Annotated in this window: 22 protein-coding genes and 1 riboswitch; of the genes, 5 read left to right on the top strand and 17 right to left on the bottom strand. The window is 70.8% G+C overall.

Annotation, left to right across the window (positions count from 1 at the left end; translation table 11 throughout):
* Positions 1-305 precede the first annotated feature (305 nt).
* From A6V29_RS13690 to A6V29_RS21680, 13 genes are all read right to left on the bottom strand, one after another.
* Positions 306-1,826, bottom strand: a complete 1,521-nt coding sequence (locus tag A6V29_RS13690; RefSeq protein ID WP_137160805.1) for a type IV secretory system conjugative DNA transfer family protein — start codon at positions 1,824-1,826, stop codon at positions 306-308.
* Positions 1,827-1,838: 12 nt separating this feature from the next.
* On the bottom strand, positions 1,839-3,137 hold the full coding sequence (locus A6V29_RS13685) for a hypothetical protein (protein WP_137160804.1): 1,299 nt from the start codon (positions 3,135-3,137) through the stop codon (positions 1,839-1,841).
* A complete protein-coding gene (locus A6V29_RS13680; protein ID WP_137160803.1) occupies positions 3,137-3,445 on the bottom strand; it encodes a hypothetical protein in 309 nt (102 codons plus the stop codon). Before A6V29_RS13680 ends, A6V29_RS13685 begins: the two co-directional genes overlap by 1 nt.
* Positions 3,442-4,062: a conjugal transfer protein gene (locus A6V29_RS13675; RefSeq protein WP_249933220.1), complete on the bottom strand. Its 621-nt coding sequence runs from the start codon at positions 4,060-4,062 to the stop codon at positions 3,442-3,444. The genes A6V29_RS13680 and A6V29_RS13675 overlap by 4 nt, the downstream gene beginning before the upstream one ends.
* Positions 4,063-4,115: 53 nt before the next feature.
* The gene (locus A6V29_RS13670; protein ID WP_137160802.1) at positions 4,116-5,285 is read right to left on the bottom strand and encodes a M23 family metallopeptidase; all 1,170 of its coding nucleotides are present in this window, start codon (positions 5,283-5,285) and stop codon (positions 4,116-4,118) included.
* Complete coding sequence (locus A6V29_RS13665; RefSeq protein ID WP_137160801.1) at positions 5,282-6,790, bottom strand: putative type IV secretion/conjugal transfer ATPase; 1,509 nt, start codon at positions 6,788-6,790, stop codon at positions 5,282-5,284. Before A6V29_RS13665 ends, A6V29_RS13670 begins: the two co-directional genes overlap by 4 nt.
* Positions 6,787-8,301, bottom strand: a complete 1,515-nt coding sequence (locus A6V29_RS13660; protein ID WP_137160800.1) for an SCO6880 family protein — start codon at positions 8,299-8,301, stop codon at positions 6,787-6,789. The genes A6V29_RS13665 and A6V29_RS13660 overlap by 4 nt, the downstream gene beginning before the upstream one ends.
* Positions 8,298-9,755: a hypothetical protein gene (locus A6V29_RS13655; protein WP_249933219.1), complete on the bottom strand. Its 1,458-nt coding sequence runs from the start codon at positions 9,753-9,755 to the stop codon at positions 8,298-8,300. The genes A6V29_RS13660 and A6V29_RS13655 overlap by 4 nt, the downstream gene beginning before the upstream one ends.
* Before the next feature lie 139 nt (positions 9,756-9,894).
* Complete coding sequence (locus tag A6V29_RS13650) at positions 9,895-10,701, bottom strand: hypothetical protein (RefSeq protein WP_137160798.1); 807 nt, start codon at positions 10,699-10,701, stop codon at positions 9,895-9,897.
* The gene (locus A6V29_RS13645; protein WP_137160797.1) at positions 10,701-11,075 is read right to left on the bottom strand and encodes a hypothetical protein; all 375 of its coding nucleotides are present in this window, start codon (positions 11,073-11,075) and stop codon (positions 10,701-10,703) included. The genes A6V29_RS13650 and A6V29_RS13645 overlap by 1 nt, the downstream gene beginning before the upstream one ends.
* Complete coding sequence (locus A6V29_RS13640; RefSeq protein WP_137160796.1) at positions 11,072-11,842, bottom strand: hypothetical protein; 771 nt, start codon at positions 11,840-11,842, stop codon at positions 11,072-11,074. The genes A6V29_RS13645 and A6V29_RS13640 overlap by 4 nt, the downstream gene beginning before the upstream one ends.
* Before the next feature lie 224 nt (positions 11,843-12,066).
* Positions 12,067-12,825 (bottom strand): hypothetical protein, encoded by a 759-nt coding sequence (locus A6V29_RS13635; RefSeq protein WP_040336890.1) that lies wholly within the window; start codon positions 12,823-12,825, stop codon positions 12,067-12,069.
* 348 nt (positions 12,826-13,173) lie between these two features.
* Entirely contained in the window at positions 13,174-13,656 is a 483-nt protein-coding gene (locus A6V29_RS21680) for a hypothetical protein (RefSeq protein WP_231486439.1), read from the bottom strand.
* 55 nt (positions 13,657-13,711) lie between these two features.
* Here A6V29_RS21680 and A6V29_RS21675 point away from each other — a divergent pair, with 55 nt between their 5' ends.
* Together A6V29_RS21675 and A6V29_RS13620 are read left to right on the top strand one after the other, a co-directional pair.
* Entirely contained in the window at positions 13,712-13,891 is a 180-nt protein-coding gene (locus tag A6V29_RS21675) for a cupredoxin domain-containing protein (RefSeq protein ID WP_231486440.1), read from the top strand.
* The gene (locus A6V29_RS13620; protein ID WP_040336892.1) at positions 13,888-15,192 is read left to right on the top strand and encodes a hypothetical protein; all 1,305 of its coding nucleotides are present in this window, start codon (positions 13,888-13,890) and stop codon (positions 15,190-15,192) included. The genes A6V29_RS21675 and A6V29_RS13620 overlap by 4 nt, the downstream gene beginning before the upstream one ends.
* 95 nt (positions 15,193-15,287) lie before the next feature.
* On the opposite strand, the gene A6V29_RS13615 is transcribed toward A6V29_RS13620, so the two are convergent.
* Positions 15,288-16,007, bottom strand: a complete 720-nt coding sequence (locus A6V29_RS13615; RefSeq protein ID WP_231486441.1) for a YcnI family copper-binding membrane protein — start codon at positions 16,005-16,007, stop codon at positions 15,288-15,290.
* A gap of 233 nt (positions 16,008-16,240) precedes the next feature.
* Here A6V29_RS13615 and A6V29_RS13610 point away from each other — a divergent pair, with 233 nt between their 5' ends.
* Positions 16,241-17,146, top strand: coding sequence for an AurF N-oxygenase family protein (locus A6V29_RS13610; protein WP_137160795.1), 906 nt, complete (start codon positions 16,241-16,243; stop codon positions 17,144-17,146).
* Between the two features lie 43 nt (positions 17,147-17,189).
* Positions 17,190-18,824, top strand: a complete 1,635-nt coding sequence (locus A6V29_RS13605; protein ID WP_137160794.1) for an FAD-dependent oxidoreductase — start codon at positions 17,190-17,192, stop codon at positions 18,822-18,824.
* A gap of 106 nt (positions 18,825-18,930) precedes the next feature.
* Here A6V29_RS13605 and A6V29_RS20975 read toward each other — a convergent pair whose 3' ends face one another.
* The gene (locus A6V29_RS20975) at positions 18,931-19,611 is read right to left on the bottom strand and encodes an STAS domain-containing protein (RefSeq protein WP_197022219.1); all 681 of its coding nucleotides are present in this window, start codon (positions 19,609-19,611) and stop codon (positions 18,931-18,933) included.
* Between the two features lie 292 nt (positions 19,612-19,903).
* On the opposite strand from A6V29_RS20975, the gene A6V29_RS13595 reads away from it, so the two are divergent.
* Positions 19,904-20,863 carry a cytochrome c oxidase assembly protein gene (locus A6V29_RS13595; protein WP_040336896.1) on the top strand — a complete coding sequence of 320 codons (960 nt, stop codon included), beginning with the start codon at positions 19,904-19,906 and terminating at the stop codon, positions 20,861-20,863.
* An 82-nt stretch (positions 20,864-20,945) separates the two neighbouring features.
* Here the strand turns inward: A6V29_RS13595 and A6V29_RS13590 are convergent, their stop codons facing one another.
* The gene (locus A6V29_RS13590) at positions 20,946-22,187 is read right to left on the bottom strand and encodes a M23 family metallopeptidase (protein ID WP_231486444.1); all 1,242 of its coding nucleotides are present in this window, start codon (positions 22,185-22,187) and stop codon (positions 20,946-20,948) included.
* A 344-nt stretch (positions 22,188-22,531) separates the two neighbouring features.
* Complete coding sequence (locus A6V29_RS13585) at positions 22,532-23,536, bottom strand: M23 family metallopeptidase (protein ID WP_231486445.1); 1,005 nt, start codon at positions 23,534-23,536, stop codon at positions 22,532-22,534.
* A gap of 269 nt (positions 23,537-23,805) precedes the next feature.
* Positions 23,806-23,953, bottom strand: a riboswitch (cyclic di-AMP (ydaO/yuaA leader).
* Positions 23,954-24,102: the final 149 nt, after the last annotated feature.

Below are 24,102 nucleotides of genomic sequence, written 5' to 3'. Positions count from 1 at the left end.
CCACCCCGCGGGACGTCACCGAACGGGCAGCTCCCGGGCGATGTGGGCGTGATGGGACCAGCAGGCCGGGACCATCTGCGCGGGCCGCCACGCGTACTCGTGATTGATCCATGCGACGACGTCGCGACACCAACTCCAGACCGCTGCGCTGAGCTCGCCGCTGCAGCTGGCCGGCTCCCAGGGGCGCTCGAGGTCAGCCACGCCGCCAGCCTCTGCCACTCCCCCGCGAATACTTTGACGCGCGCTTTCCAGGAGCTCCAGCGCACGCAGCAACGCGAAGGGTGGCGCCGGGAACGGCAGGACGATCACCAGGACCGCGTCCCGGAGTGCGGTGCGGCCGGCGGGTCGGCCGGATCGACGTGTCGGCTCGGGACGAGCCGGTGGTCGCGGGCGTAGGCCAGCGCAGCAGCCGTGCGCTGCTCGACGTCGACATCGTCGGCACGGGCACCGTCGACCCGGGCGCGGGCGGCGTCGAGCTCGGTGGCGAGCTGCTGACCGGCCTTGCCGTCGAGGCAGCGCCTCAGCCGGGCGATGATCGGCGGCGCGGTGCCTGCGACGACGAGAGCGTGCCGCTCAGGGATGCGACGGATGTCGCCGGGGCGCAGCACCCGCACGTCTTCACCCGAGCGGGACGTGCCGATGCCGCCGGGCCCGTCGGTGACGGTCCGCCGGCTGATCCGCACATCGTCGAGCAGGTCGGACAGTTCCCGGTAGAAGTGGACGTCCTTGCCGCCGCCGAAGATGACGAGGTTGTTGGTGAGCCCGAACAGCGAGCGGGCCTCGTCCTCGCCGTAGGAGACGACCATCTGTTTCCAGGTCTGGGCGGCGTAGATGAACGACAGACCGAGCGCGCGCTCGTTCGCCATCCGCACCCGCAAGGTCGGCAGCGGCGTGGTGGACGGCAGTTCGTCGAGACACGCCAGGAAGGACGGCGTCAGCCGCCCGTGCGGCGAGGTGGTGGCGACGTGCAGGGCGGTGTCGAGGACGTGCTCGGCGACCGCGGTCATCAGCGGTGCCGCCGATGCGTAGGGGTCCTCCCGACCGAGTAAGTACACCGTTCCCTGCCGGGCGATCAGGTCGGCCAGATCGGTCGCCGGCCGCCCGCGCGAAGGCACACAGCGAGCCCGGATGTCCGGCTGGAAGAACAGCGCCATCGCTTGCTGGACCGTGGTCACCGTGTTGCCGACGGTGTCCGGGCTGCCGTGCAGGGCGCCGATCAGCAGCCCATCCCAGAACCGGGCGGCGTGCGGATGCTGCTGCAGGATCTCGGCGGGCTGCTCGGCGGCGACCGGGTTGGCGACCCACTCCAGGACGTGTTCCAGATCGCGGCCGGTGAGCGCCGCCGCATGCAGGAATCCCTGCAGCACCTTGGCGGTCTCCGCGGCGTAGAACCGGGCGGCGTTGTCCTGCCGGCCGCCGGTGACCGCGCCAGCGACGGTGCCGGCCGCGAACGCCTTGGCTCGTCGTTCGGCGATCCGAGGATCGACGCAGCCGGCGACCGGATCCCACACCAGTTCCGGCAGCCCCGGTGCGGCGCCAAAAGGATCGAGCACCGCGACCGGGCGCGGCGGCTCCTCCGGGCCGGCGGGCCGTTGCCGTCGTCCGACTGTGAGCAGCAGGTCGTCGACCTTGGTCAACGTCGCCAGCCCGGCACCGCGGTGGGCCAGCAGGGCGGGCGCGAGCAGGTCAAGGGTCTTGCCGGAACCCTGCTCGCCGTAGACGCCGGTCGTGCGGTCGTACCGGCACCACAGTTCCGCCCCGTGCGGCTGGACGGAGCGGCCCAGCCGCCAGCCGACGTCGTTCGGGTCGAACCTTGATCTGAGCATCCGACTCCCCTTTCAGCGTCCCCGGCTGGGCCCGGGCCGCTGGGCTCGCGCCGCCTGCAGCTGCTGGTGGGCCTGCTGAAGGGCCACGCCGAGCGCGACCGGCGTCTGCGGGTCGTCCAGCAGCGCCCGATTCGCGGCCCAGGCCCGGCGCGGGAAGCCGGCCGTCGTGCGGGCATCCGGACCGGCTGCCCGGTCGGCGACGGCGAGGGAGAGCAGTCGGGCGTTGTGCAGAGCGCCGGCGACCGGTTGCAAGTCGGTGGCGTTGACGCGGACCAGCCCGCCGGGCTGATATCCGCGCAGGTAAGCGGCCACCCGCTCGTCCCGCGGAGGTACGTCACGGGCGTAGGCGATCAGGGATCCGTTGTCGGCCCAGGATCGGACGGTGCGGTACAGCAGCTGCGTGGCGAGAGTGGGCAGGTGCTGGGCCGCGGACGTGACCGATGCGCGCAGGGACGCCGTCCAGGTGGCCGGGTCAGGTTCGGCGGAGTGGAGGGCGGCATGGAGTCGACCGGCCGCGGTGACGCCGGATGGTGCGTGCTGGTGGAAGTGGCGGCTGCCGTCGTCGTACGGACGCAGGGATGCTCGGACGGCGCGCCAGGCGTCGGCCGCCGTCGTCTGACCTGCGAGTGGTGGCGCGTCGGTGGAGCCGAGGCGCTCCGCGGCTGAGCTGAGTGTCTGGGCGGCGATTGTGTAGGCCAGGACCTCGGTGACCGACGGCGGATCATTGGCGCGGGCCGTGGCCTGGAGAAGGACGCCGATGGCGTCGGGGACCACGCGTGCCGGATCCGCGGACGTAACGACCGCGGGTCCTGGAACGGGGCGGTCGAGGATGGCGACGTCGGCACGCGTCGGGGGCTGCAGCGCAGCTGTCTGCTGGACCAGGGCCGCCTGGCGCTCGACCTCGGCGTGCCACTGCGTCGCCGGACCGGCAGGCAGGCGGTGGGCGACCACCTCGGCCAGCGGCGTCACTGTCTCGGCCACGGCGGTGGCGACGGCCCACCGGCTGGTCACGGAGGTGTGGTCGTACAGGACGCCGACGGTGTCGGCGGCGGCCGCCGCCAACCGGGTCAACGCCGACTCGGTCGCTGGAGCACGGACGCCGAGCTCGGTGCAGGCGGCAGCCAGGGCGGCGACCTGCTGTTCCCGGCGGTCGCCGGCGAATGGGGAGACGCCGTCGTGGCGCAGGTGAGCCAACGCCCGGCCCAAGTGGCCCAACGCGGTGCCTGCATCGGCGCGCGCCGCTGCACTGGCGTCCGTGGTCCGCGCTGTGTCGGCGAGGGCGTCGAGCAGCTGCCCGAGCGAGGTAGCCATCAGCGTGGCGCACGCAGCGCTCGGTGGCCGTGCTGAGCTGCGGCAAGGACGTCGGGGTGCGCGAAATCAACGGCAGGCAGATTGCCGAGGATGCGCAGCGCCTGCTCGACGAGCCTGTCGGGGTCGGTGGCGTCGGCCGTCGCGGGCACCGGAGCGCTTGGCGCGCGCAGGGCGGTAGCGGCGGCAAGGCAGTGCAGCTGCGCCGTCGGCCCTGCCTGGTCGTTGCGGGAAGCGGCGGCGAACAGTGCCGCAGCCTCGGCGCGGACGGCGAGCAGATCAGAGTTCAGGCCGTCGTCGGTCGAAGTCATCGCGGGTTCTCCTTCACGGTGCGGATGGGTGATGCCTGGGTCGACGGTGCTGGGGAGGTCGGTCGGGAACTGGCGCTCTGGGCGGATCTGTGGGTACGACTTCGGATCGCGTCGCCGCCTGTGGACAGGAGGCGATGAAGGCGGCCTCGACTGCCTGTGGCCGGGTAACGGTCTGGGCGGATGACCGCTCGCCCGGCGCGGAGCTGGCGCAACCCGAGGGCTTGCTCGGCCTCCCTGTGGGTGGCCATGCCGCCGCGGGCGTCGCCCGGGCGTCGGTAGCGGGTGACCAGGACAGCGGTGATGACCGCGGCGGTCAGCAGGGCGAGCTCGGCGGCGGCAACACACGCGTACACCGGGATGGGCCCGGCGACCAGACGCAGTTGGTCGGGCGGCAGACCGCGGCCGGGGTCGCCGTGCAGAAGTCCGCCGAGGACGTGGGTGATCGTCTCGGTGCCCTGCGGCCACACCCAGCCACCGCCCCACAACGCCGAGGCAAGTCCGAGACCGACCAGGGCCGCCAGCGCGACAGCGATCAGGGCGCCGCCGACTGCGGCGACGGCCATTTCCCATCCCCGGGCGATCGGCTGCGGATCGCGACGCCGGAAGGGCGTCGTCACGCGCCGGCCCTGAGCCGGTGGTTGATGTCCACGTCCTGGTTCCTGTCTACCGGTCAGCCGGCGCTGGCTGCATGCAGGTCGACGCCGCGGCTGGCCAGCCACGGCACTGGATCGACGGACGCGCCATCGAGGCGGACCTCGAGGTGCAGGTGGACGCCGGTGCTGTTGCCGGTGGACCCCTGGAAACCGAGCAGCGCCCCGGCGCTGACGCGCTGCCCGGCGGTAGCGGTGTAGGCGGACAGGTGCGCGTAGCGGGTGGTCACCCCGCCGCCGTGGTCGAGTTCGACGAGGTTGCCGTAGCCGGCCAGGCTCAGGCTTCCGTCGCGGTCGCAGTAGGCGCTGGTGCACGCCGCGGTGACCACGGTGCCGTCGGCGGCGGCGTAGACGGGGGTGTCACGGGGGCCGGCGATGTCGACCCCGGCGTGCAGGGCGCCCCCGCGGGGCCCGTAGCCAGAGGTGACGGTGCCGGCGGTGGGCCGGATCCACGACCCGGCAGCCACCGGCAGGCCTGGGCAGACGCCGGCCACCGCGCCGCCCGGGTCGGCCGCGGTGGCCTGGGCGGCCGGCCACAGCATGGCTGTCAGCTCGCGGGCGAGCGGCTCCCAGTGGGCGTAGGCACCTCCATAGGCCGAGACCTGCACGGCCTGTGCGGCCTGAGTGAGCGGGATGGCCCGCCAGTCGGGCACGGCCACGAGCCTGCGGTAGAAGGCCTCTGCGGCGTAGACGGGGTCCATCAGCTGGGCGACGCTGCCCCAGCCGGCGATCCAGCGCTGTTGGAAGGTGTTGACGCTGTCGTGGTCGGAGCCGAGCCCGTCATGCGGATAGGTCAGGCTGGTTGCGGTCACCGCGGCCTCCTCGGCGGTGAGTTCGGGGCTGCTGCCGTCGTTGGCCAGCATCCGGATTCGCGACTCTTGGTACGCGGTCGCCAGCGCCACGGTGGCCGCGTACGGGTCGAGTCCTTGTGCCGAGGCGACGGTGACGATGGTCTGCGCGTGGCCCATCTGGACGGCGTTCAGTTCGGTGCCGGCGACAGTGGCGCCGGTGCCACCGATCGAGCAGGACGACGACGCCGTCGCCGTCGACGCCTCCGGAGCGGCGAGAACCGCGAGAGGAATCAGCAGCAGCGTCAGTACGCCGAACACCGGGACGGCGACGGGAGCAGCGGCCTTCCACAGCCATCGCTTCACGTACGCCTTGGCCAGTCCTTCGACAGTCCCGCTCACGCCGGACGTCCGGCGGTGAGGGCCTCGTTGGTGTCGGTCAGGGCCAGCTCGGGCGCGGTCAGGACGGTCTGCACCTTGAACGCCCGGTCGCCGACCAGCCAGAGAGCACAGCCCTTGCCGGCGATCGCCCAGCCGGTGACCACCCGCTGGGCGATCGGGGTCAGCCCGAGCATGGTGGCGAGCTCGTCGGCGACGGCCTGGTCCTGACCGTGCAGCACCTTGACGTCGCACAGGTGCAGCAGGTCGCGGGAGATGGCCACCGCCTGGGATGATGCGTCGCCCGCGGTGAGCATGTCCGACGGCTTGTGCGCGAGGAGGATCTGCACGTCGGCGTCGCGGCGGGACAGCCGCAGGTTGGCGTCCAGGCTCTTCATCGCCTCGGCACCGAGGCGCATCTGCCGCCAGGTCTCGTCGCGGATGACGATGCGCACGTCGCCTGGGTCGGCGATCTCGCGCATCGCCTGTCCCCAGGAGTTCAGGCAGGTCAACGCGATGCCGACGGCCTGGTCACCGAGCGGTTCGAGGCGGGACAGCGACAGCGACTGGATCGGCGCGCGCCAGTCGACCTCGATCGACGTGTGGTCGTCGAACAGCCCGGCCAACGAGCCCTTCACAAGCGAGCCGAGGGCATCGCGCAAGGTTCGGGTGGCGTCGAGGAAGTGCCGCCGGTCGGCGTAGCGGCACGAGGCGACGAGGTCGTCCGTGGGCTCGTCCAGGGCTTGCCACAGCTGCGGGATGGTGGGCTCGGTCAGCCGGGTGGCTCCGCTGCGGTAGCCGGTGAGCAGTCGCAGCGCCTCGCCGACGGCGGTTTCCTCCACGGGGCCGAAAGGCACGTTCTGCGAGCCGACCAGGCCACGGATCAGCACCAGCCAGCGGGCGAACATGATGGCCTCGCGGCGGCGGGCCTCGGCAGCGTCGAGCTGCTCCCAGCCGTGGCCGAGCGGGCCGAAGGCCAGTGGGTTGACTCGGGCGGAGAGTCCGTGGCCGATGACGAACGGCTCCACGCCCAGCGCGCGGCACAGCGGCTCGTACTCGTCCTTGGTGTCGCCGAGGACGAGGGTGCGGTAGCCGTAGGCCAGCATGCGCAACGCGAAGGCCTTGACTGTGGCGGACTTGCCTCGGCCGGGCTTACCGAAGACCACGACGTTCGGGTTGGTGACCGGGATGTCGTCGTCGGTGACCCAGCCGACCGGATCGCAGTAGAACGCCCCGCCCGACAGCAGGTCGATGCCCATCTGCGCGCCCGTAGGCGGTAGCCCGCTGCTGGCGATCAGCGGCCACACCACCGGCGTCTGCTCCGACGTCATCCGCCACACCGACAGCGGCGCCGGTGTCGCCGCCCGGCCCCGGCCCCGGCCACGCGGCCCACGGCGGGGCACCAACTCGATGAACGGGCCGCGCTCCCGTCGCCCCGCTTCCACGGCGGGGACGACGGGGAGCCGGTGACCGAAGTCGTCGAGCAGGACGGCGACGTCCCGGCCCCGGCGGGAGCCGCGGCGGTTCATCGTCGCCCCCTGCGATCGGGCAGCCCGACGCCGAGGGGAATGGCGGCGGCGGCAAAGCCGGAGTCCTGTGCCAGGTCCAGCCGCAACGGCACGAAGCCGGCGGCACGGATGGAGGCGGCGAGCCGGCGGCCGTGCTCGTCCACCGGCCAGGTGGCCGGAACAGTGACGCAGGCCGCGACGGCGGGACGGACGAGCGCCCGCCCGGCGGCCAGCTTCTCGTCGGCGGCACCGATCCGCTCGGTGTCCCGTCGCTGCCGGGCCCGCTGCCGAAAGCCCATGCGGGCGCGCAGCTCGTTGCCGGTGGTGGCGCTCATGTTCTCCCGCCCGACCAGCCGGGTGGCCCGGTCCAGCGGCAGCGGGGCGAGGAACACTGTCAGACAACGCCGCTCCCCCGCCGTCGTCGGCACCAGCACCGGAGCCAATGCGCCGAGCAGCGCCCCGGAGTCGGGCAGCAGGATCGTGTCGGTGACCGACGCCCATGCGTCGTGCACGTAGTGCCGCACCTCGGCGCGGGCCTGGGTGGGCCCGGCGGCGGCCATCGGCACCCCGGTCGCCAGCTGGGCGCCGTTGGCGGCGGCCAGGTCGGCGGCGATCAATTGGCCACGGTCGCCGGGAGCGAAGCCGGTGCGCACCGCGGCAGCGAGTGCCGCTGAGTCCAGCCAGGTGACGGCGGTGCAGCCGACCGGGCCGCGGAGCGCACTCTCGACCTCGGCCATCACCCCGTGCATCACCCGGGCGCGGCCGTCCACCCCGCCGCCGCTCTCCTTCGCCGCCCGGCCGATCCGGCTCTCGCCGACGACGACGGTCACGAAGGCCTCGGTGCGCACCGCGGCCGGGGTGAGGGTGGCACCCAGCAGCGCGTTCACCCGGACGGCCAGAGGGGCGGCGTCGGAACGGGTGCGGGCTCGTTCCCACGCGGCGCGCTCGGCACCGTCGTCGGGCACCGTGCGCACCTGCAGGGCCAGGACGTCGATCAGTTCGGTGCGCGCGGCGATCTCGCACAGTTCGGCCAGGCCGGCGCCCATCCGGTCCCGCTCGCCCGGTTCGGCCAGGCCGATGCCGGGATGGTCGATCCGCGCCACGGCCGCCCAGGTGCGCGCCGCGGAGTTCTGCACGATGACCGGCCGGGTGAACAGTTGCCCGTAGGGCGGCCCGTCGTGGGTGCGGATGCCGGCGAGCACTCCGGGCAGGTCCGCCTCGGACAGGTCCTCGGCCGTCCCGGACGCGGCTCGGGAGCCGAACACCGTCCAACCCATCGCACTTGCGATCGCGTGCAGGCACAGGTCGGCGAACCAGCGGCCCGCGGCCCGCCCTCGGACGGGGACCAGCAGCACGGCGTCCAGCAGCGCCCACACCGGCAGCCACACCAGCAGCAGGCCCCACGTCTGCGCGTTGAGGGCCAACAGCGCCGGTACGCCGGCGAGAGTGACCAGGGCCAGTTGGGCGCCGGTCATGCCGAGGAACCAGCCCGAGACGTCGCGGGAGTAGTCGCCGTAGCGAGTGGCGTTCATCGGGCGTCGTCCTGGTGTGGACCGCTCGGACCGGTCTCGCCGGGCCGGTCAGGTGTCACGCCGTCGAGGCGTTCAGCGGGCCAGGCCGCAGGAGGGCCGTCCTCGAGGCGTTGGCCCCGCCCGTTCTCGGTCGGTCTCGTCGGCATTGTTCCGCCGTCGTCAGGACGACGGCCTCGGCCCTGCCCGCCTCCGGTCGCCGTCCCTGCGGCGGAGCCGTTGCCGCGCGCCGGTACCCGGGCGGGTAGCGGCTGCCCGTAGTAGGGGTGGGAGTGCCCGACTCCGGCGCCCGACAGCACGTCGGACGCCGAGGCGGCCACCCCTGCGGCTAGTCGGCCGGCCGTGGAGGTCCCGGTGGTGAGCGCGCGCAGCGCGCCGGCGAAGCGCCCGCTGGTCGCCGCGTCTGCGGTCGACTCGCCCTGCGCGCGGTCACCGGCCAGCTGCGCCGCGGCACCTGAGGCTGCCACCCCACCGGATGCGGCACCCGCCGCGGTGGCCACGGCCGCTCGCCCGCCACCGGCCTTCTGCAGCGCGCCCATGACTCCGCCGGACGCGGCCAGCGACGAGCGCAACGACGCCCCACTCGACGTGCCCGGGTCTACGAAGGCCAGCAGCCGGAACAGCGCCAGCGGACAGATGGCTCCGAGCAGGATGAGCAGACAGCCCACCACCGCCATACCGATCGCGGCCTCGGTGCTCGTTTCCTCTGCTCCGGTGAGGATGCCTTCGGTGATGGTCACTCCGACGCCGAGGACGAGCACGGCGACGGGCGCAACCAGCAGCGCGGCGAGGAACCAGCGCAGGCTGCGCCAGAACCAAGTACTCGACGTCTGCGCCAGCAGTCCTCCTGCCGAGATCGCCGAGGTCGCGGCCAGCACGATCAGCGCCGCCTCGCGGACCAGCATCAGCAGCAGGTAGCCCACGCTGGCTGGCACCAGCAGGAAGATCGAGCTGACCCCCAGCACGGTGGCGACCGTGCCGTCGACCAGGTCGCGGCTCACGCTGATCGACGGGTCGAAGGCGGCCATGGTGTCGATGTCGAGCAGGCTGCGCAGCAGGGCGGTGGTCAGTCCTGAGACGCCGGTGACCAGCAGCGCCGCCACCCCGACGTAGCTGGCCCAGACGAGTCCGAACTGCAGGAGTCCGATCATCAGACGGCCCAGCGTCTGCCCGTCCCGGCGCACCGCCGCGATGCCCAGCTGGACCATGGCCATCATCGCGGCCACGGTGGCGCCGATGCCGAACGTCACCGGATACACCGCGGCGAGCGGGCCGCCGGCAGACAGGTCTGGGGTGGCCAGAGCGTCGATCACCGAGAACGCCAGACCGAGCAGCCACAGCCCGGCCTCCCACAGCGACAACATGGCATTGACCCAGACGTCCTCGACCACGGCGCCGGCTGCTTCGCCTACCGCGCAGAACGGGTTGATCGGCAGGCACGGCAGCGAGCCGCCCACCCCTGGAACCGCCGGAAAGGCCGTCACCATCTCGTCTGCGGCCGCCGCCGGACCTGTGGACAACGACCAGATCGCCAGCGCCAGAAGAACGACCGCTCCCAGTCGGTGCGCCCAGTTGCTACGCCCTCCGCGTCGCTGCTCAGACATAGCGCAGGTCCCGGTAGCCGGCTGCGATGGCTGCCTCTGTGCCCGGCCAGACCGAAGGCGCTGGCGCCGGCTCCTCCCCCGGGCCGATGACCCACTGGTCCCCGACCCAGGCCATGCGCTGGCAGTCGGCGATCGCGACCCGGGAGGTCTGCTCCACAGTGACGGTGAACTCGAAGTTCACGCACACCACGGCGAAGTGCTCGCCCACCGTGCCCTTGATCAGCCCCATCACCGGACGGACGACGATCGCCAGATGCGGCGACCCCGCACCGGACAGGCCCGCCGCAGACAACAGGTTGGCCATGCCGTCCACCCCGGACCACGTCTCTGAGGTCGGCCCGCCAGGAACGGCCCACTCGGCGATCACCCGTCGCACGCCGTCCATCGAGCCGCTCTGCATCGCCGTCACGTCGATCGCCGCCAGCTGCGCCAGCGCACCCTCCGGGGTTCGCGGAAAGCCGGTAGGCACGTCCGCGGGGCCTACGCCGGTGGCGCGCGGCAGCTCGAGAACGCCGGCAGCCTGGTTCGACACCGGGCCAGGCAGCGCGTCATGCGGGTCGGCGGTCGGCATCGGCGCGACGGCCAGCGCATCGTGACGCGACATGTCCCGGGAGGGAGCAGCAGCCTGTCGTGCGGCGTCCCTCTCGTCTGGCTCCTCGGTGAGCCCTCCGACGACTGCCAGGACCAGGCCGGTCAGAAGCGCCAGCGCGACCACCGCGCTGACCACGAGCGCCGTGAGGAGACGCGCGGGGCTCCACTCCGGCGCACCGCTCCCCCGGACGTCGAGACGGCGGCGCATCAGGTGCACCCACTGCCGGTGATCGATCCGAGGATGACCAGGATGACTGTGTAGGTGATGGCCACCATCACGACCACCGCGATGCCCATCGCCCCGTACCGGGAGGCATGCGGATGGGAGAACATCCGGCCCACCAGGACCGAGCCGAGCGACACGACCGCGGCGATCCCGATCAGCGCCAGCACCCCCCACTTCACCCACGCCGTCACCTGATCGGCGAAGGCCTCCACTCCCGGCGGCGCCTCCGGGCAGACCGCCGCGGTCAACTCCACCGGCGCCGCGGTGGCAGGCAACGCGGTCAGCACGACCAGACCCACAGCGACGAGCGCGACGGTCGAGACCGCCCGTGCCGCTGCTTTCCTGCGGGGGCTCACTGGATCTCCCCCGCCGCGCCCGGCTGGAACGCTGCCGCCCGGTGCCGATGCCGAGGCTGCGGGGGCACGGCCGGTATCAGCAACGTGGCCAGCGACCGGCCCGCGGCCTCCACTCCTCTGGGCAGCCGGTCCCCGGTCAGGCCGGCGGTCTGCAGTCGTCGGTCGACCGGAACTCGGATCACCCGCCCCTGCGACCGCAACTCGCGAAGCCGCGGAACGCAGTTGGCGTGCACCGCCGGGGGCCAGCGCGCCGGGCCCACGACGGCCACCACCACCGGCTGCTCGGCGAGCTGGCTCAGAGCGTGCTCGGTCAGTCGCATCCCGGGCACGGTCGGCCGACAGACGACGACGGTGCGCGTGCGGGCGGCGGCCAGTTGGGCCAGGTTCTCCGGAGCAGGCAGCCCGAGATCGAGGACAGTGACCGTCGGCTCCTCGCTGATCGGGAGGGCCGGCCAGCCGCCAGGCTCCACGTCCGCGACGCAGCGGTCGATCGTGACGCGGCCGCGGGAGCCACGTCGCCACGCGCCGGCGGCGTCGGTGCCCAGCTCCGCCGACGCCGCGGCAATCAACCCCGACCGGCGGGGATGCGCGGTCTCCACCAGGTGCACCCGCCGGTCGGTGGTCGCGGCAGCGTCGCTGATGGCCAGCGCCACCGTGGAGGCGCCGGCACCGGCGTGTGCCGCTATGACCGTGATCCAGCCGGCCGCCAGCACGTCGATGTCACCCCTGCGTAGACCAGCCGCGGGTGCGCTGTCACCCCTGCTCACGCCTCGCTGCAGCGCTCTGTCACCGCTGCCAGTCCACAGCTCTTGGAGACGCGTCGGCGCGGCCGGCCTGCTTGCGGCAGGTCGCGGACGATGGGCACGCAGCTCGCGGAAGGCCTGCTGGATCTCCGCAATCGACAGCAGTCGCTCCTCTGGGTCGACGTCGCCGCCATTGGCAACACCGCCCGTCACGGCGTAGGCCTCATCGACGTCCTGCAGCAGAGGGCTCACGCGACGGCCGCCAGATACTGCGGAGCCACACCGCGCAGGGCGGTCAGCGTGCGGTTCCGCCGGCGGTACAGGGTGCGCGTCGTGATGCCGTGTGCGGCGGCGACCTTCTGGTCGGCGCGCCGGTGTCGACGGTCGCGGTTGCACTCGGTGGCAATCAGCAGTGCAACGTCCTCGGGGTCGACCCCTGAGCGCACCGCCCACTGCAGCAGGTCGACGACGTCGAGGTCCTCCCCCTCCTCGCCGGCGGTGACAGATGCAATCCGAGTGATGTCCCCCGTAGCGGTCAGGACCTCGACCCGGTCGGGGTGGTAGCGGCTGCTGGGGCGCAGTTCGGCGAGTACCGCCCGCCGGGTCTCGGCGCGCAGGTTCGCCGCGATCGCACGGGGCCGGCGTCGCCACGGGTAGCGGCGGATCTGGCAAGCGAGTTCGCCGACGACCACGGCGAGGATGTCGGGGTTCAGGTCTGCGAGCTGCCTGGCCATCGTCCGCACCAGACCGCTGAGCAAGTGGAGCGTCAGCAGTAGCGCGTCGTCGTCGCGACCATTGTCGACAGCGGCCAGCCGGACGAGCGCGGCGAGCACGACGTCGCGGCGCTGCTCCCCGCTGCCGTCGGCCCAGACTGCGAGCAGGTCATGGACGCTGCTCAGCCCGGCGAGGGCCGGCTCGGTGGCGGCCCAACGGACGAGGATTTCGTCGCCGTCCAGGCGTGCCGCGAGCGCCGGCCAGCTGCCGACGATGGTGGGGTCGTGAAACATGTGCGGTCCTCCGGCATCGGTGTGATGCCGTCGACGCTCCGCAGAGACGTTCAACGAGCCGTCACCCTCGGCAGGGGTGACAGTGCTGGTCACGTCATCGCGCGACCAGTTGTGTGCCGCTATCGCGTCCGGGGACGCCTCGGCGTCCGCGGACGAGGGGTGACGCACGCCGAGGCGTGACGACTAAGGCGGCGCGTCTAGGGGTGACGCTCCACCGTGTGCGAAGTCGGCGCGTCGCCCTATACGCCGAAGGTTGCTCGCCTACGGCGATACCCGATCGGCGCTGCTGCACGACCGAGAAAGAGGGCGGCCCCGATTGACATCTGACACCGGCCGATGTGACATGCACTAGTGCGAGTAGTAGACGATCGGAACATCAGTGCCGGTGCTCTCGATGCCATCCTCGCCGTTGACGGGCTCGCCGTCATCGGAACGATCGGCTTCTTCGGGCCAGCGGCCGTCCTCCTCGCAATCGTGACGGGCGCAGTAATCCGGGACCGCCGTCTGGCCGCACGCGAGAACGCGGAAGCCGAGCAGCGCAGCGAGGCGCTCGAGTGAACCGGAATCTGCTACGTGCCATCGTCGAGACTGTTCTGGAGCCCACTCAATGACTGCCTCCACCGCCCGGTTCCGCCGTGTGCCGGCGGCCCTGCTGCTCGCGTCCGTCGTTTCCCTCACCGGCTGCGCTGGAACCGACGAGTCGGAAGCAGGCGCGCAGACCAGCGCTAGCCCGCCGGCCAGCTCTGCGGCGAGCACTACCCCATCGGCTACGTCAGCCGCCCCCAGCACCACCCCTGCGCCGGCAGGCACGAACGTCGCCGTGTCATACATGGGCGGCCAGGTGACCGGAGATACCGGCCGAATCCCGGTCGCTTCTGGGGACCAGGTGACGATCACCGTCACGAGCGATGCGACGGACGAGATCCACCTGCACGGTTATGACCTCTCCGCGCCTGTCGGGCCGGACGCGCCGGGCACGTTGACGTTCCAGGCGTCGATTCCGGGAGTCTTCGAGGTGGAGCTGGAGGAGCTCGGCACGCTCCTGTTCACCCTTCAGGTCGGATGACGCTCCTCGCCCACGGGGTCGGCTCCAGAACGGACCTGCCCATCCCACTGGGACTCGCGCTCTACGGCGGCGGGGCTGCTGTCCTGATCAGCTTCGCCGCGCTGCTGCTCTTCTGGCGCAAGCCCAAGATGGGCGGATCGTCTTCCGGTCGAGCGCTGCCAGCCGCGGTACAGGGGGCCGTGGACAGCCCGGCTGTACGCCGGGTGCTCCAAAGCATCGCGCTGGCGGCCGCAGTCTTCGTCACGGTCGTCGCCTTCGCAGGGCCGGACGAGACCTCCCGCAACATCGCGCCGTGGGCGGTCTACGTCACCTTCTGGGTGGGTCTTGTGCCCGTGAGCCTGCTGTTGGGTCCCGTGTGGCGGATCGTCAATCCGCTGCGGCTGGTTCACCGGGTGCTCCGTGGCATCGCCGGCCCCGCTCGCGGAGCTGAGACGCTTCCCCGGCTGGGCCTGTGGCCGGCAGCCGTGTCCCTGGCGGTCTTCGTGTGGCTCGAGCTCGTCCCGCCGCAGCGTGCCGAGCCTGCGACCGTCGGCTGGTTCCTGGTTCTGTATGCCGCCGTCCACACCGCTGCCGCGCTCTGGTTCGGCGAGGGTTGGTTCGCCCGTGGTGACGGCTTCGAGGTGTACTCGGCTCTGCTGGGTCGCCTCTCGCCGTTCGGACGGCGGGACGACGGGCGCTTGGTGTTCCGCAACCCCCTCACCAATGTCCTGACGACGCCGGCCGAGCCGGGCCTCGCCGCCGTCGTCGTGGTGCTGCTCGGCTCCACCGCCTTCGACGGCCTGTCGCGAACGGTCTACTGGCAGACCGGCCCCGGGGAAGCGGACGACGTCTTGTCCGGAACCCTGGGTCTGCTAGCGATGATCGCCCTCGTCGCTGTGCTCTACGTGGTGGGCACGCGGCTGTCCGGCCGCCTCGGTCGGGTACCGCTGGGGCCGCAACCTCGCCTGTTCGCGGCCACGGTCATCCCGATCGCCCTCGGCTACACGATCGCCCACTACTTCAGCCTGCTTCTTCTCGACGGCCAGAGCACGTGGATCCTGGCGAGCAACCCCTTCGGCCTCGACGGAGTCGACCTGTTCGGGACCTACGGCAACCGAGTCGACCTAACAGCCGTGTCAGCGGACACGATTGCTTATGTGCAGGTCGGCGGGGTGGTCATGGGCCACGTCCTGGGAGTCACGCTGGCGCACGAGCAGGCCCTCCGTGTGGCGCCCCGCGCCCCGGCCTCTGACCAGTTGCCCCTCGTGGTCGTGATGGTCATGTTCACGTTCGGCGGTCTGGGACTGTTGTTCGGCTTCTGACCCGGCCGTGCGCAGCAGTACCCAGCACTCGCGTCACCTCCGGCGGTGCGCTGTGGCTGCTCCGCCGGAGGTCACGCGATAGCGACCCAGCCGGTTCAGGTCGTGGTGTGCCGCCGAGCCGAGAGCGCCAACACGAGCCCTGTCAGCCCAGCCAGTAGTCCGGCGCCGCCGACGACGAGCGCGGTCACCGCCAGTCCCGAGCCATCAGAGTTGTCGGCGCTGTCGCTCCCATCGGCCTCGGTCGCCACCCCATCCGCCTCGTCGCCGTCAGCTGCGCTGTCCACGAGGGACAGCACGGGTGCCGGGTCCTCGGGCTCGGGCTGGCCGTCGAGCGTGGGCTCGATCCACGCGGACTCCTCACCGTCGTCGTAGGTCTGCAGCGTCGGGAAGGTGATCGTGTCGACGTCCGGGAAAGGGCCGCCGTTGATGGCGAAGGTCTGATACTGACCCGGGCCGATGCCCGCCCCGGGGTCGGCGGTCCAGACGATCTCCGTGACGGCTTCGCTGACCTCGGTGCCGTGCACGTCGACCGGCGGATCGATCGGGCTCCGCGTCAGGGTCGCGGTCCACCCGGGAACCGGCTTCGTCCGCACCGATGCCAGCGGCGTCTCGGCCGGGATCTGGACCCGCAGCGAGATGGTGGAAGCCGTCTGGCTCTCGTTGGGCACCCGGAGGGTCACCTCACCGAAGCCGCCGGGCGCAGCGTCAGCGGAGCTGACGCCCACGTGAGCTGACGCGGAGGTCACACCGAGGGCCAGCACGGCCGACATCGAAGCAAGGCCGACGGTCATCGTCCGGGCCAGTCGGGTTGTCACGAGTGCGCTCCTTCGCCTGAGTCGGACCCGGCCGGCCGCCGAGCCCGTCCTACTAGATCAGTTAGTCGCTGCTGCTCACGAAGCAGTTCCCGCGATGACTCAGATGTGATGCAGGACATGCCGCCTGGCAGGATGTGACATCGAGAGGTGTCACATTGATGGGCACGGGGTATCTATGACTCACGTTCACGTCTACATAGGCGTTACCACTATTGAGACGAGAGGCAGGCACGATGACCGCCGCCGACATCGCCACCACCACGACGCGCGAAGGCTCCGTGGCCGAACGCCTATTGGCATCGAGCGCCACGCTCTCCTACGACCCGAGTGTCGAGGTTGACTGGGACAGCCCCCTTGACCCCGGCCACCACGGCGCCAGCCCTGAGTGGTCGACGCTCTACGGAACTCCCTACTGGCAAGAGCTGAGCGAGAGCCAGCGGGCCGAGCTCACCCGTCAGGAGTCAGCGTCGGTCGCGTGCACCGGAATCTGGTTCGAGATCATCCTGCAGCAGATGATGCTGCGGGACATGTACACCGCCGACCGCACGTCGCCGGAGTTCCAATGGGCGCTCACGGAGATCGCTGACGAGTGCCGCCACTCGATCATGTTCGCCCGTGGTGCGGCGAAGCTGAATGCACCGGCCTACCTACCGAAGAGGCGGGTCGTGGAACTGGGACGTCTGTTCAAGACGATCGCCTGGGGCGAGACGGCCTACGCCGCCATCCTGGTCGCCGAGGAGGTGCTGGACGTCATGCAGCGCGACTGGATGCGCGACGAGCTGGTGGCACCGTTCGTCCGGACGATCAACAACATCCATGTCGTCGAGGAGTCCCGGCACATGAAGTTCGCCCGGGATGAGGTGGTCAAGCGCATGCAAGGCGCTGGGCCTCTGCGCCGGCAGGCCACCGCCCTGCTCGTCGCTGCATCCGCGTACCACATCGTGACGAGCATGGTGAGCGACCGCGCCTACGCCGAAGCGGGCTTGGACGTCGCACGCGCCAAGCGGGAAGCGGCCGGCAACGAGCACTACAAGTCGATGCTTCGCTCGAGCTGCCGGGGCCTCATGGAGTTCCTCCACTCGGCCGGACTGCTGACCGGCCCTGCGTCGGCGATCTACCGGAAGGCCAACCTGCTGTGATTTCACGCTGCGGCGCGGGATGCGATCTGGGGCCCCGGCACTCATGACCTACGTCATCACGCAGAACTGCTGCAAGGACGCCTCCTGCGTCGCGGTCTGCCCGGTCAACTGCATCCACCCGGCACCCGGCGAGAACGCGTTCGGGTCCACGACGATGCTCTACATCGACCCGAAGGTGTGCATCGACTGCGGAGCGTGCGCCGACGCCTGCCCCGTCGACGCTGCCCTGCCCGCGGACGTCCTGAGCGGCGCAGACCGGATCTACGTCGACCTCAACGCCGAGCACTTTGCGCGATCGACGGAGCCTGCGGGCCAAGGCGCCTCTCGCACAGACCCTCTGTTCCACGCATGGGATCGACCGGCCTTCGACTGGTCCCTGCCCAGTGACTTCCGCGGCCTGGACGTCGCCGTCGTCGGGACCGGCCCGTCCGGCCTCTACGCGGCCGAGCTGCTGCTGTTGCACACCCGCTCGCGCGTCACTCTCATCGACCGGCTGCCGGTGGCGGGAGGCCTGATCCGGTACGGCGTCGCGCCGGACCACCCTCGCACCAAAGGCATAACTCACAACCTGGGCCGGCTCTACACGCATCCTCGGGTCAGGCTGCTGCTGGGCATCGATGTGGGCGCTGACCTGAGCGTGGACACACTGGCGCAGCACTTCGACGCGGTGATCTACGCCGTCGGCGCGGCCAGTGGCAAGCCGCTCGGCGTCCCAGGGGAGCGCCTACCCGGTAACCACACAGCTCCTGAGGTCGTCGGCTGGTACAACGCCCACCCGGACATGCCCGCCGACGCAGTCCGCCTGAGGGACGAGCGGGCGGTCGTCGTCGGCACGGGCAACGTAGCTCTCGATATCGCCCGGATTCTCAGCCGCGATGCCGACGAGCTGGCACGCACCGACATGGCAGACCATGCGCTCGCGGCCCTTCGGGCAGCGTCAGTGCGCGAGGTGGTTCTGCTCGGCCGGCGCGGTCCAGAGCACGCCGCCTACTCCGCGCCGGAGCTGCTCGCGCTGCGCCACCTCCCTGGGGTGGAGCTGGTCATCGACGACACCGATCCACGCACCGGGGAGGCCATCGACGCCGCGCCTCAGGGCAGCCAGCAGGACCTGCTTCGCGGGCTTCCGCGCGCGCTGCTCGACTACTCATCCAGTCCTCAGTCGGGACGGCGCATCGTCCTGCGATTCCACAGCACCGTCGAACGCGTACTGGGTGATTCCGTCGCAGAGGGGGTCCGCCTGGTCGACGGCACCGATGTCCTGGCCAGTCCGGTCGTGAGCGCCATCGGCTATGGCGGTCGGGCGATCCAGGGCTTGCCCTTCGAACCCTCCACCGGACGGGTTCCGCACGTGGCGGGCCGAATCGACGGGGCTCCGGGAGCCTATGCCGTTGGTTGGTTCAAGCGCGGGTCCACCGGCGGCATCGGAGACAACCGAGTGGATGCCGCCGAGACGGTGCGCACGTTGCTGGACGACGCGATCGCCGGCCGGCTATCCACCCCTCAACGGACACCACGTGCCCTCATGAGGTCCGTCCGTCGTTCTCACTCGGGCCTGGTCGACGCCACCGGGCTGGATCGGATTCTCAGCCGCGAGCGTGCGCGCGGACAGGCAAGCGGCCGACCCGCCGTCAAGTTCGCCACTGTCGAGGACCTGCGGCGCGCCAGCCGTCAGCGTTGACTCCGCGTGGGGCACGGCCGTGTCGCGGGCGCGCCAGCAAGGACAAAGAGCAGCCACAGGCCGATCACGGCGGTAGATGGAGCCGCCGGGTCGACGTCCCCCGTAGTCAGGTCTCCCGGCGGAACATCGACGTGAGTCCCATGACGCCCAGCATCTGGTCGAAGTAGGGGTTGTCGCCTCGGATGACCGCGTGGCCGCCGGCCCGAGAGGTGCGCTTGGCCCACCGCTGCAGGGGTGGGAACGCCACGGAGTCGATGTAGGTCAGTCCGCGGACATCGATGGCCACAACCGCCAACTCCTCCAGACGCCGCTGGAGCCCTAGTCGGTCGACGGCCGGAGCGTCGATCTCACCCCGCAGGTGAACCACCCAACCGTCTCGCTCCTGTTCCACAGAACTGGGGGCCTGCTCGACGGGAGCAGCTTCCCGCTCGACGGCGACGACGTCGCTGCGGCGCTCGGACAGCCAGCTGACGTGATCCGGCAGCTTGGCCAGCTCCGAGTCCACGGTCTGCTGCACCATCCGCTGCATCGCCTTGCGCTGCAGCACCTGCCGTAGGCGATTGCCGCCCTGGGAGTCGTGAGACACGGTCACCGTGACGCGCGTGACACCCGGCGAGGCGTCAGCGAGTTCGACGCGGGTCTGCCAGTTCTCCGACGCCAACTCCAACCGGGTCCCGATGCGTTCCTCCGCGACCCATTCGACGACTTCCCCGCTGACCGCGCCCGGAGGCGGCGGCATATCGTCCAGCCGCCCCTGCGCGCAGACGAAGCGAGTCCCCTTGCCCATGACCGCGTCCGCGTCTGTCCCTACGCCCTCCGAGAAGACGTAGGAAACGTCGCACACCGGGCAGTACGCGGTTAGGGCGGTCAGTGCCCGCCACACGGACTGCCGAGCGAACGGAACCTCGCGTGTTCCTGAGGCGGTCGTCATCCCGTTCCTTCGACTTCGAGGGGCCGGTCAGATCTCTGGGCCGGCACTAACAAGACTAGTAGGAGCTGGCGACACTCCCCTATGCCGACTCTCGCTCGTCTACGATCCACGTTAGGAGAATGTGGATCAGCGCCGTGGAGGAGGTTCCGTGGAGCACGGGCGACACTCGGGCATGTGGGTGCCCGACGAGCCACCGACGTGGGGGCGGATGTTCCTGCCACACCTGGAGGCCTCGTCGGTCCTGGCAGTGCTGAGCCTCGTCGCGCTGGTGGTGTACCTGGCCGCGGTCATGCGGTTGCGCCGAACGGGCGTCTCCTGGCCCTGGTGGCGAACGCTCTCCTGGCTCGCCGGGACTGCGTCTCTGTTCGCCGTCACCGGCACCTGGTTGAACGGCTACAGCATGGTGCTGTTCAGCGTCCACATGACCCAGCACATGGTCCTGTCACTGATCACGCCACTGCTGCTCCTGGTCGCCGCACCGGTGACTCTCGCGCTGCGGACCCTGCCCCGAGGCCAAGGCGTGTCCGGCGTCCCGCGGGCACTGCTCCTCAACGGGCTACACAGCCGCCTGGCACGGCTTCTCGCCCACCCGCTGTTCTCTATCCCGCTGTTCCTTGCGAGCCTCTACGGCGTCTACTTCACGCCACTCTTCGACGCTTTGATGAGCAACCCCGCCGGGCACCAGCTGATGTTGGCGCACTTCGTCGTCACCGGGATCCTGTTCTTCGGGCCGATCGTGGCGCAGGATCCCTGGCCCCGGACGCTGAGCCACCCCGGCCGGATGCTCGAGCTCTTTCTGCCCGTGCCGTTTCACGCGTTCTTCGGCGTCGCGATCATGATGGCCAGCTCACTGGTCGTCGACACGTTTGCCCAGCCCCCGGCCGGTTGGGGCATCGACCCGCTGCGAGACCAGGGCGAGGCCGGCGGCATCGTCTGGGCCTTCGGAGAACTGCCCACCGTGCTGGTACTGGCAGTCGTCTTCTTCTCCTGGGCCAGTTCCGACGAGCGGCGCGGCAAGGCCCTGGACCGGGCAGCCGACCGGACCGGTGACGCCGAGCTGGCGGAGTACAACGCTCGACTTCGCGCCATGGCGTATTTGAACAGGTGAGGCGCGGCGGCGCCGTTCCAGACAGACGGGCAGATTCGAGACCAGGACTTGGCCCCGCCGGGATCCGAGCCCGCGGGGTACGTCAGCCCCCGCAGGCACCGACAGAGATCCCACGAGCGTTCAGCCACGCAGCCGGGTTTGAGGCTCCGCTGTACATGGCCCCGTTCGGATGCACCTCGAAATGCACATGCGGCCCGGTCGAGTTACCCCTGTTTCCCACCTCGGCGATCTGCTCGCCGGCCACCACACGGTCGCCGGCGCGGACGAAGTAGTCGTTGATGTGCCCGTAGACGTACACGGCACCGTCGTCGCCGAGCAGGTAGACAGCCAGCCCGAAACCGGTGGCCGGCCCAGCACGCTGGACGGTTCCCGAGATGGGGGCGTAAAGCGGCGTGCCGATGGGAGAGGCGACGTCTAGCCCGTTGTGCGAGGTTCCCCAGCGTGCGCCGAAGCAACTGGTGACGCGTCCGGAGAAGGGCGCGGTATAACCGGAAGACCCGCCGGAGCCAGCATTGCTGGGCCTGTTGCTCCGCGCCGCCGCCGCGGCCTCGGCGACTTTCCGGGCCGACGCCTCGGCTGCGGCAGCGGCGGCGGCCTCCTCGGCCTGCTTTTGGGCCGTCCACTGCTGATAGGCGTTCCGTGCCCCCTGCAGCTCGAGAACTCTGATCTGGGCGGCCTTCAGGTCCACCTCGTGCGTCGCCCTCTGTGCGGCCACCTCGGCGTAGACACCTTGCTGGGCGGTCAGCTGCGCGTCCGCCTGCGCTTTGGCGGCCTGGGCCGTCTCCTCGGCGGCAGCCATCTCGTCGCGGGCGGCGCGAGCGGAGGAGTCGGCGTTGGTCTGAGTCACCTTGGCGAACTGGAGCTGGCCGAGAACGTCCACCTCGTTGACTGCGACGTAGTCGAGCAGAGCGGCGCGCTGGATCAGTTCGCCAGGTCCCTCGGAGCTCAACAGCGCGGCCGTCCTGGAGATCGTCGACCCGTTCATGTAGCTGTCACGGGAGAATTGGGCGATGCGAGCTTCCGCTACGGAGACGGCAGCCGCCGCTGCTTGGAGCTCGGCTGCTCGCTGTTCAGCCATCGCCTCGGCCTGCAGGAGCGCTTCCTCGGCGATCATGTAGGCGGTCCCTGCGGCCTCGGCCTCGATGCCGACGCGTTCGAGCTGGGCTTCGGCGACCGCTACCAGGCCGGCGATACGGCCGACCTCGGCCGCCGCAGTCGCCTGCTCGGCCTGCGCGGCACCGATCTGGCCGTCCGTGGGGTTGGGAGGCGCGGGCGCGGTGAGACCAGGCGTTGCCAAGCCGACGAGCGCAATGCTGGCGAGCACACCGATCAGCGTGCTCCGCACCGGACGGCGACAGCCCGGACGACTCACTGTCGGCCAGCGGTGACCTGGCCGTCCAGCGACTGTCGGGCCGGCCCGTCGGAGAGAACGGTGATGGGACATGGCTCGCTCCCTGGGGAAGAGGGTGGCGGTATGGATGAGCCAGAGCAGAGTCCCACTAACTCAGATAGTAGCGATGGCAACACGCGGCACACATGTCACTCACTTCCCACCGCTGAGTCACGCCTTGGGCACTCAGAGTGGCCGCCATACCGCGTCGGCTGCCCCGGGGTCCTGCGCACACCCGTGCGACCCGGTGCCACGTCGTCTCTCGACGTGGCTACCGATCAGCCACAGCCGCCACCGAGCGTGATGCCGCGGGCCCCCAGCCACGGCGTTGGATCGACGCGGTCCTGGTAGAGCCCATTCCGATGGGTCTCGATGTGCAGGTGGGGTCCCGTCGACTGCCCCCGGTTGCCCACCTCGGCGATCTGCTGACCGGCAGTGACCACCTGACCCGCGTTCACGAAGTACTCGTTGATGTGGCCGTACACGGTGATGGTGCCGTCCCCGTGCTGGATGTAGACGGCCAGGCCGAACCCGCTCGCAGGCCCCGCGTCCAGCACCACTCCGTCATCCGGTGCATAGATGGGCGTACCGATGGGAGCGGCGATGTCCACGCCGTTGTGCTTGGCGCCGGACCGGCTTCCGTAGCAGGACGTCACCCGACCGGCCACGAGCGCGGCGGTGCCGGCGCGCGCCATCGCAAGTTCGCCTCGCTGCTGCTCGTCCCGCGCGGCAACCGGATCTGCCACTCCCTGCGCCCCCAACAGCTTGATCTCCGCGTCGCGGAGCTGCGCGTCGAGGGCGAGCTTCTGGCCAGCAGCAGCGTCGTACGCCTGCTGAGATGCCGCGAGCTGCGCCTGGGCTGCAGCCTCCGCCTCGACCGAGGCGCGCACGGCCGCATCGCGCTCCGCGACCGCAGCCTGGGCCGCCCGATCAGCGCGCTCCTGCCGCCCCTGGATCACCTCGAACTCCTCGAGCCGCTCGGCGCGGTCCTCACCCAGGAGGTCGAGCATCGCAGCCCTCTCCAGCACCTCGTCAGGTCCGGCCGCGTCGAGCAGCGCGGCCGCATCGCCCAGCGAATCGGCACCCATGAAGGCATCGCGGCCGAGAGCGGCAATGCCGCCCCGAGCGGCATCGACCGCCGCGCGAGTCGCCTCCAGCTCAGCGGCAGCGGCAGCGGCTTGCGTCTCTGCATCCACAAGCGCAGCCTGCGCAGCGCGGGAGGCGTCGGCCGCAGCCTCCGCTTCCACGGTGGATCTCTCCAGATCCTTCTCAGCCGCGGTCACCAACCCCGAGATCCTCTCGACCTCAGTACTCAAAACAGCCTCCTCCGACTGCCCTTCGGCGGGGGCAGCAAGTGCCGTCACGGCCGACAGTCCGATGACAAGCGCTGCCGTGGCGGCAACAAGGCCGGTGCGCCGGTGGCGGATGATCGCGGAACCGACTCCGGGGAGACCCGTTCGACTGTCTCGGCGGAGTCGATCGGAGCGGACTACGGACGGGACGACGGACGTGCGGACGGATCGGTTGTGCAGCGTCGCCAAGGCGGCGGATCTCCGTTCTTCCTCGCCGCCTACCGGGTTAGCTGACGGGTTCGGGCGGGAAGGCGCCCTACCCGCGTGCTCGCAGTCGCGCTCACGCGGGATTCACCCCAGGGGAACGGTGGGTCCCCGGTCCGTCCGGCCGTGTGGCACGGGCAGTTAGGCGGGGTCCGACCGAGGCTCTCCGGTCGAGAGGCACAGCTCGGTAGGACCGCCCGGAACCGTAGTACGAAGTTCCTTAGTTGTCACGGTTGCATAACGACGGCTGACGAAGCTGCTGGTCAACAACACCTGCACCGAGGACATCCCAG

Source organism: Blastococcus sp. CCUG 61487 (assembly GCF_005222955.1).
Taxonomy (GTDB): Bacteria; Actinomycetota; Actinomycetes; order Mycobacteriales; family Geodermatophilaceae; genus Blastococcus.
Note: the sequence above shows the minus strand (reverse complement) of the source record. Positions and strands in the feature narration are given on the sequence as shown.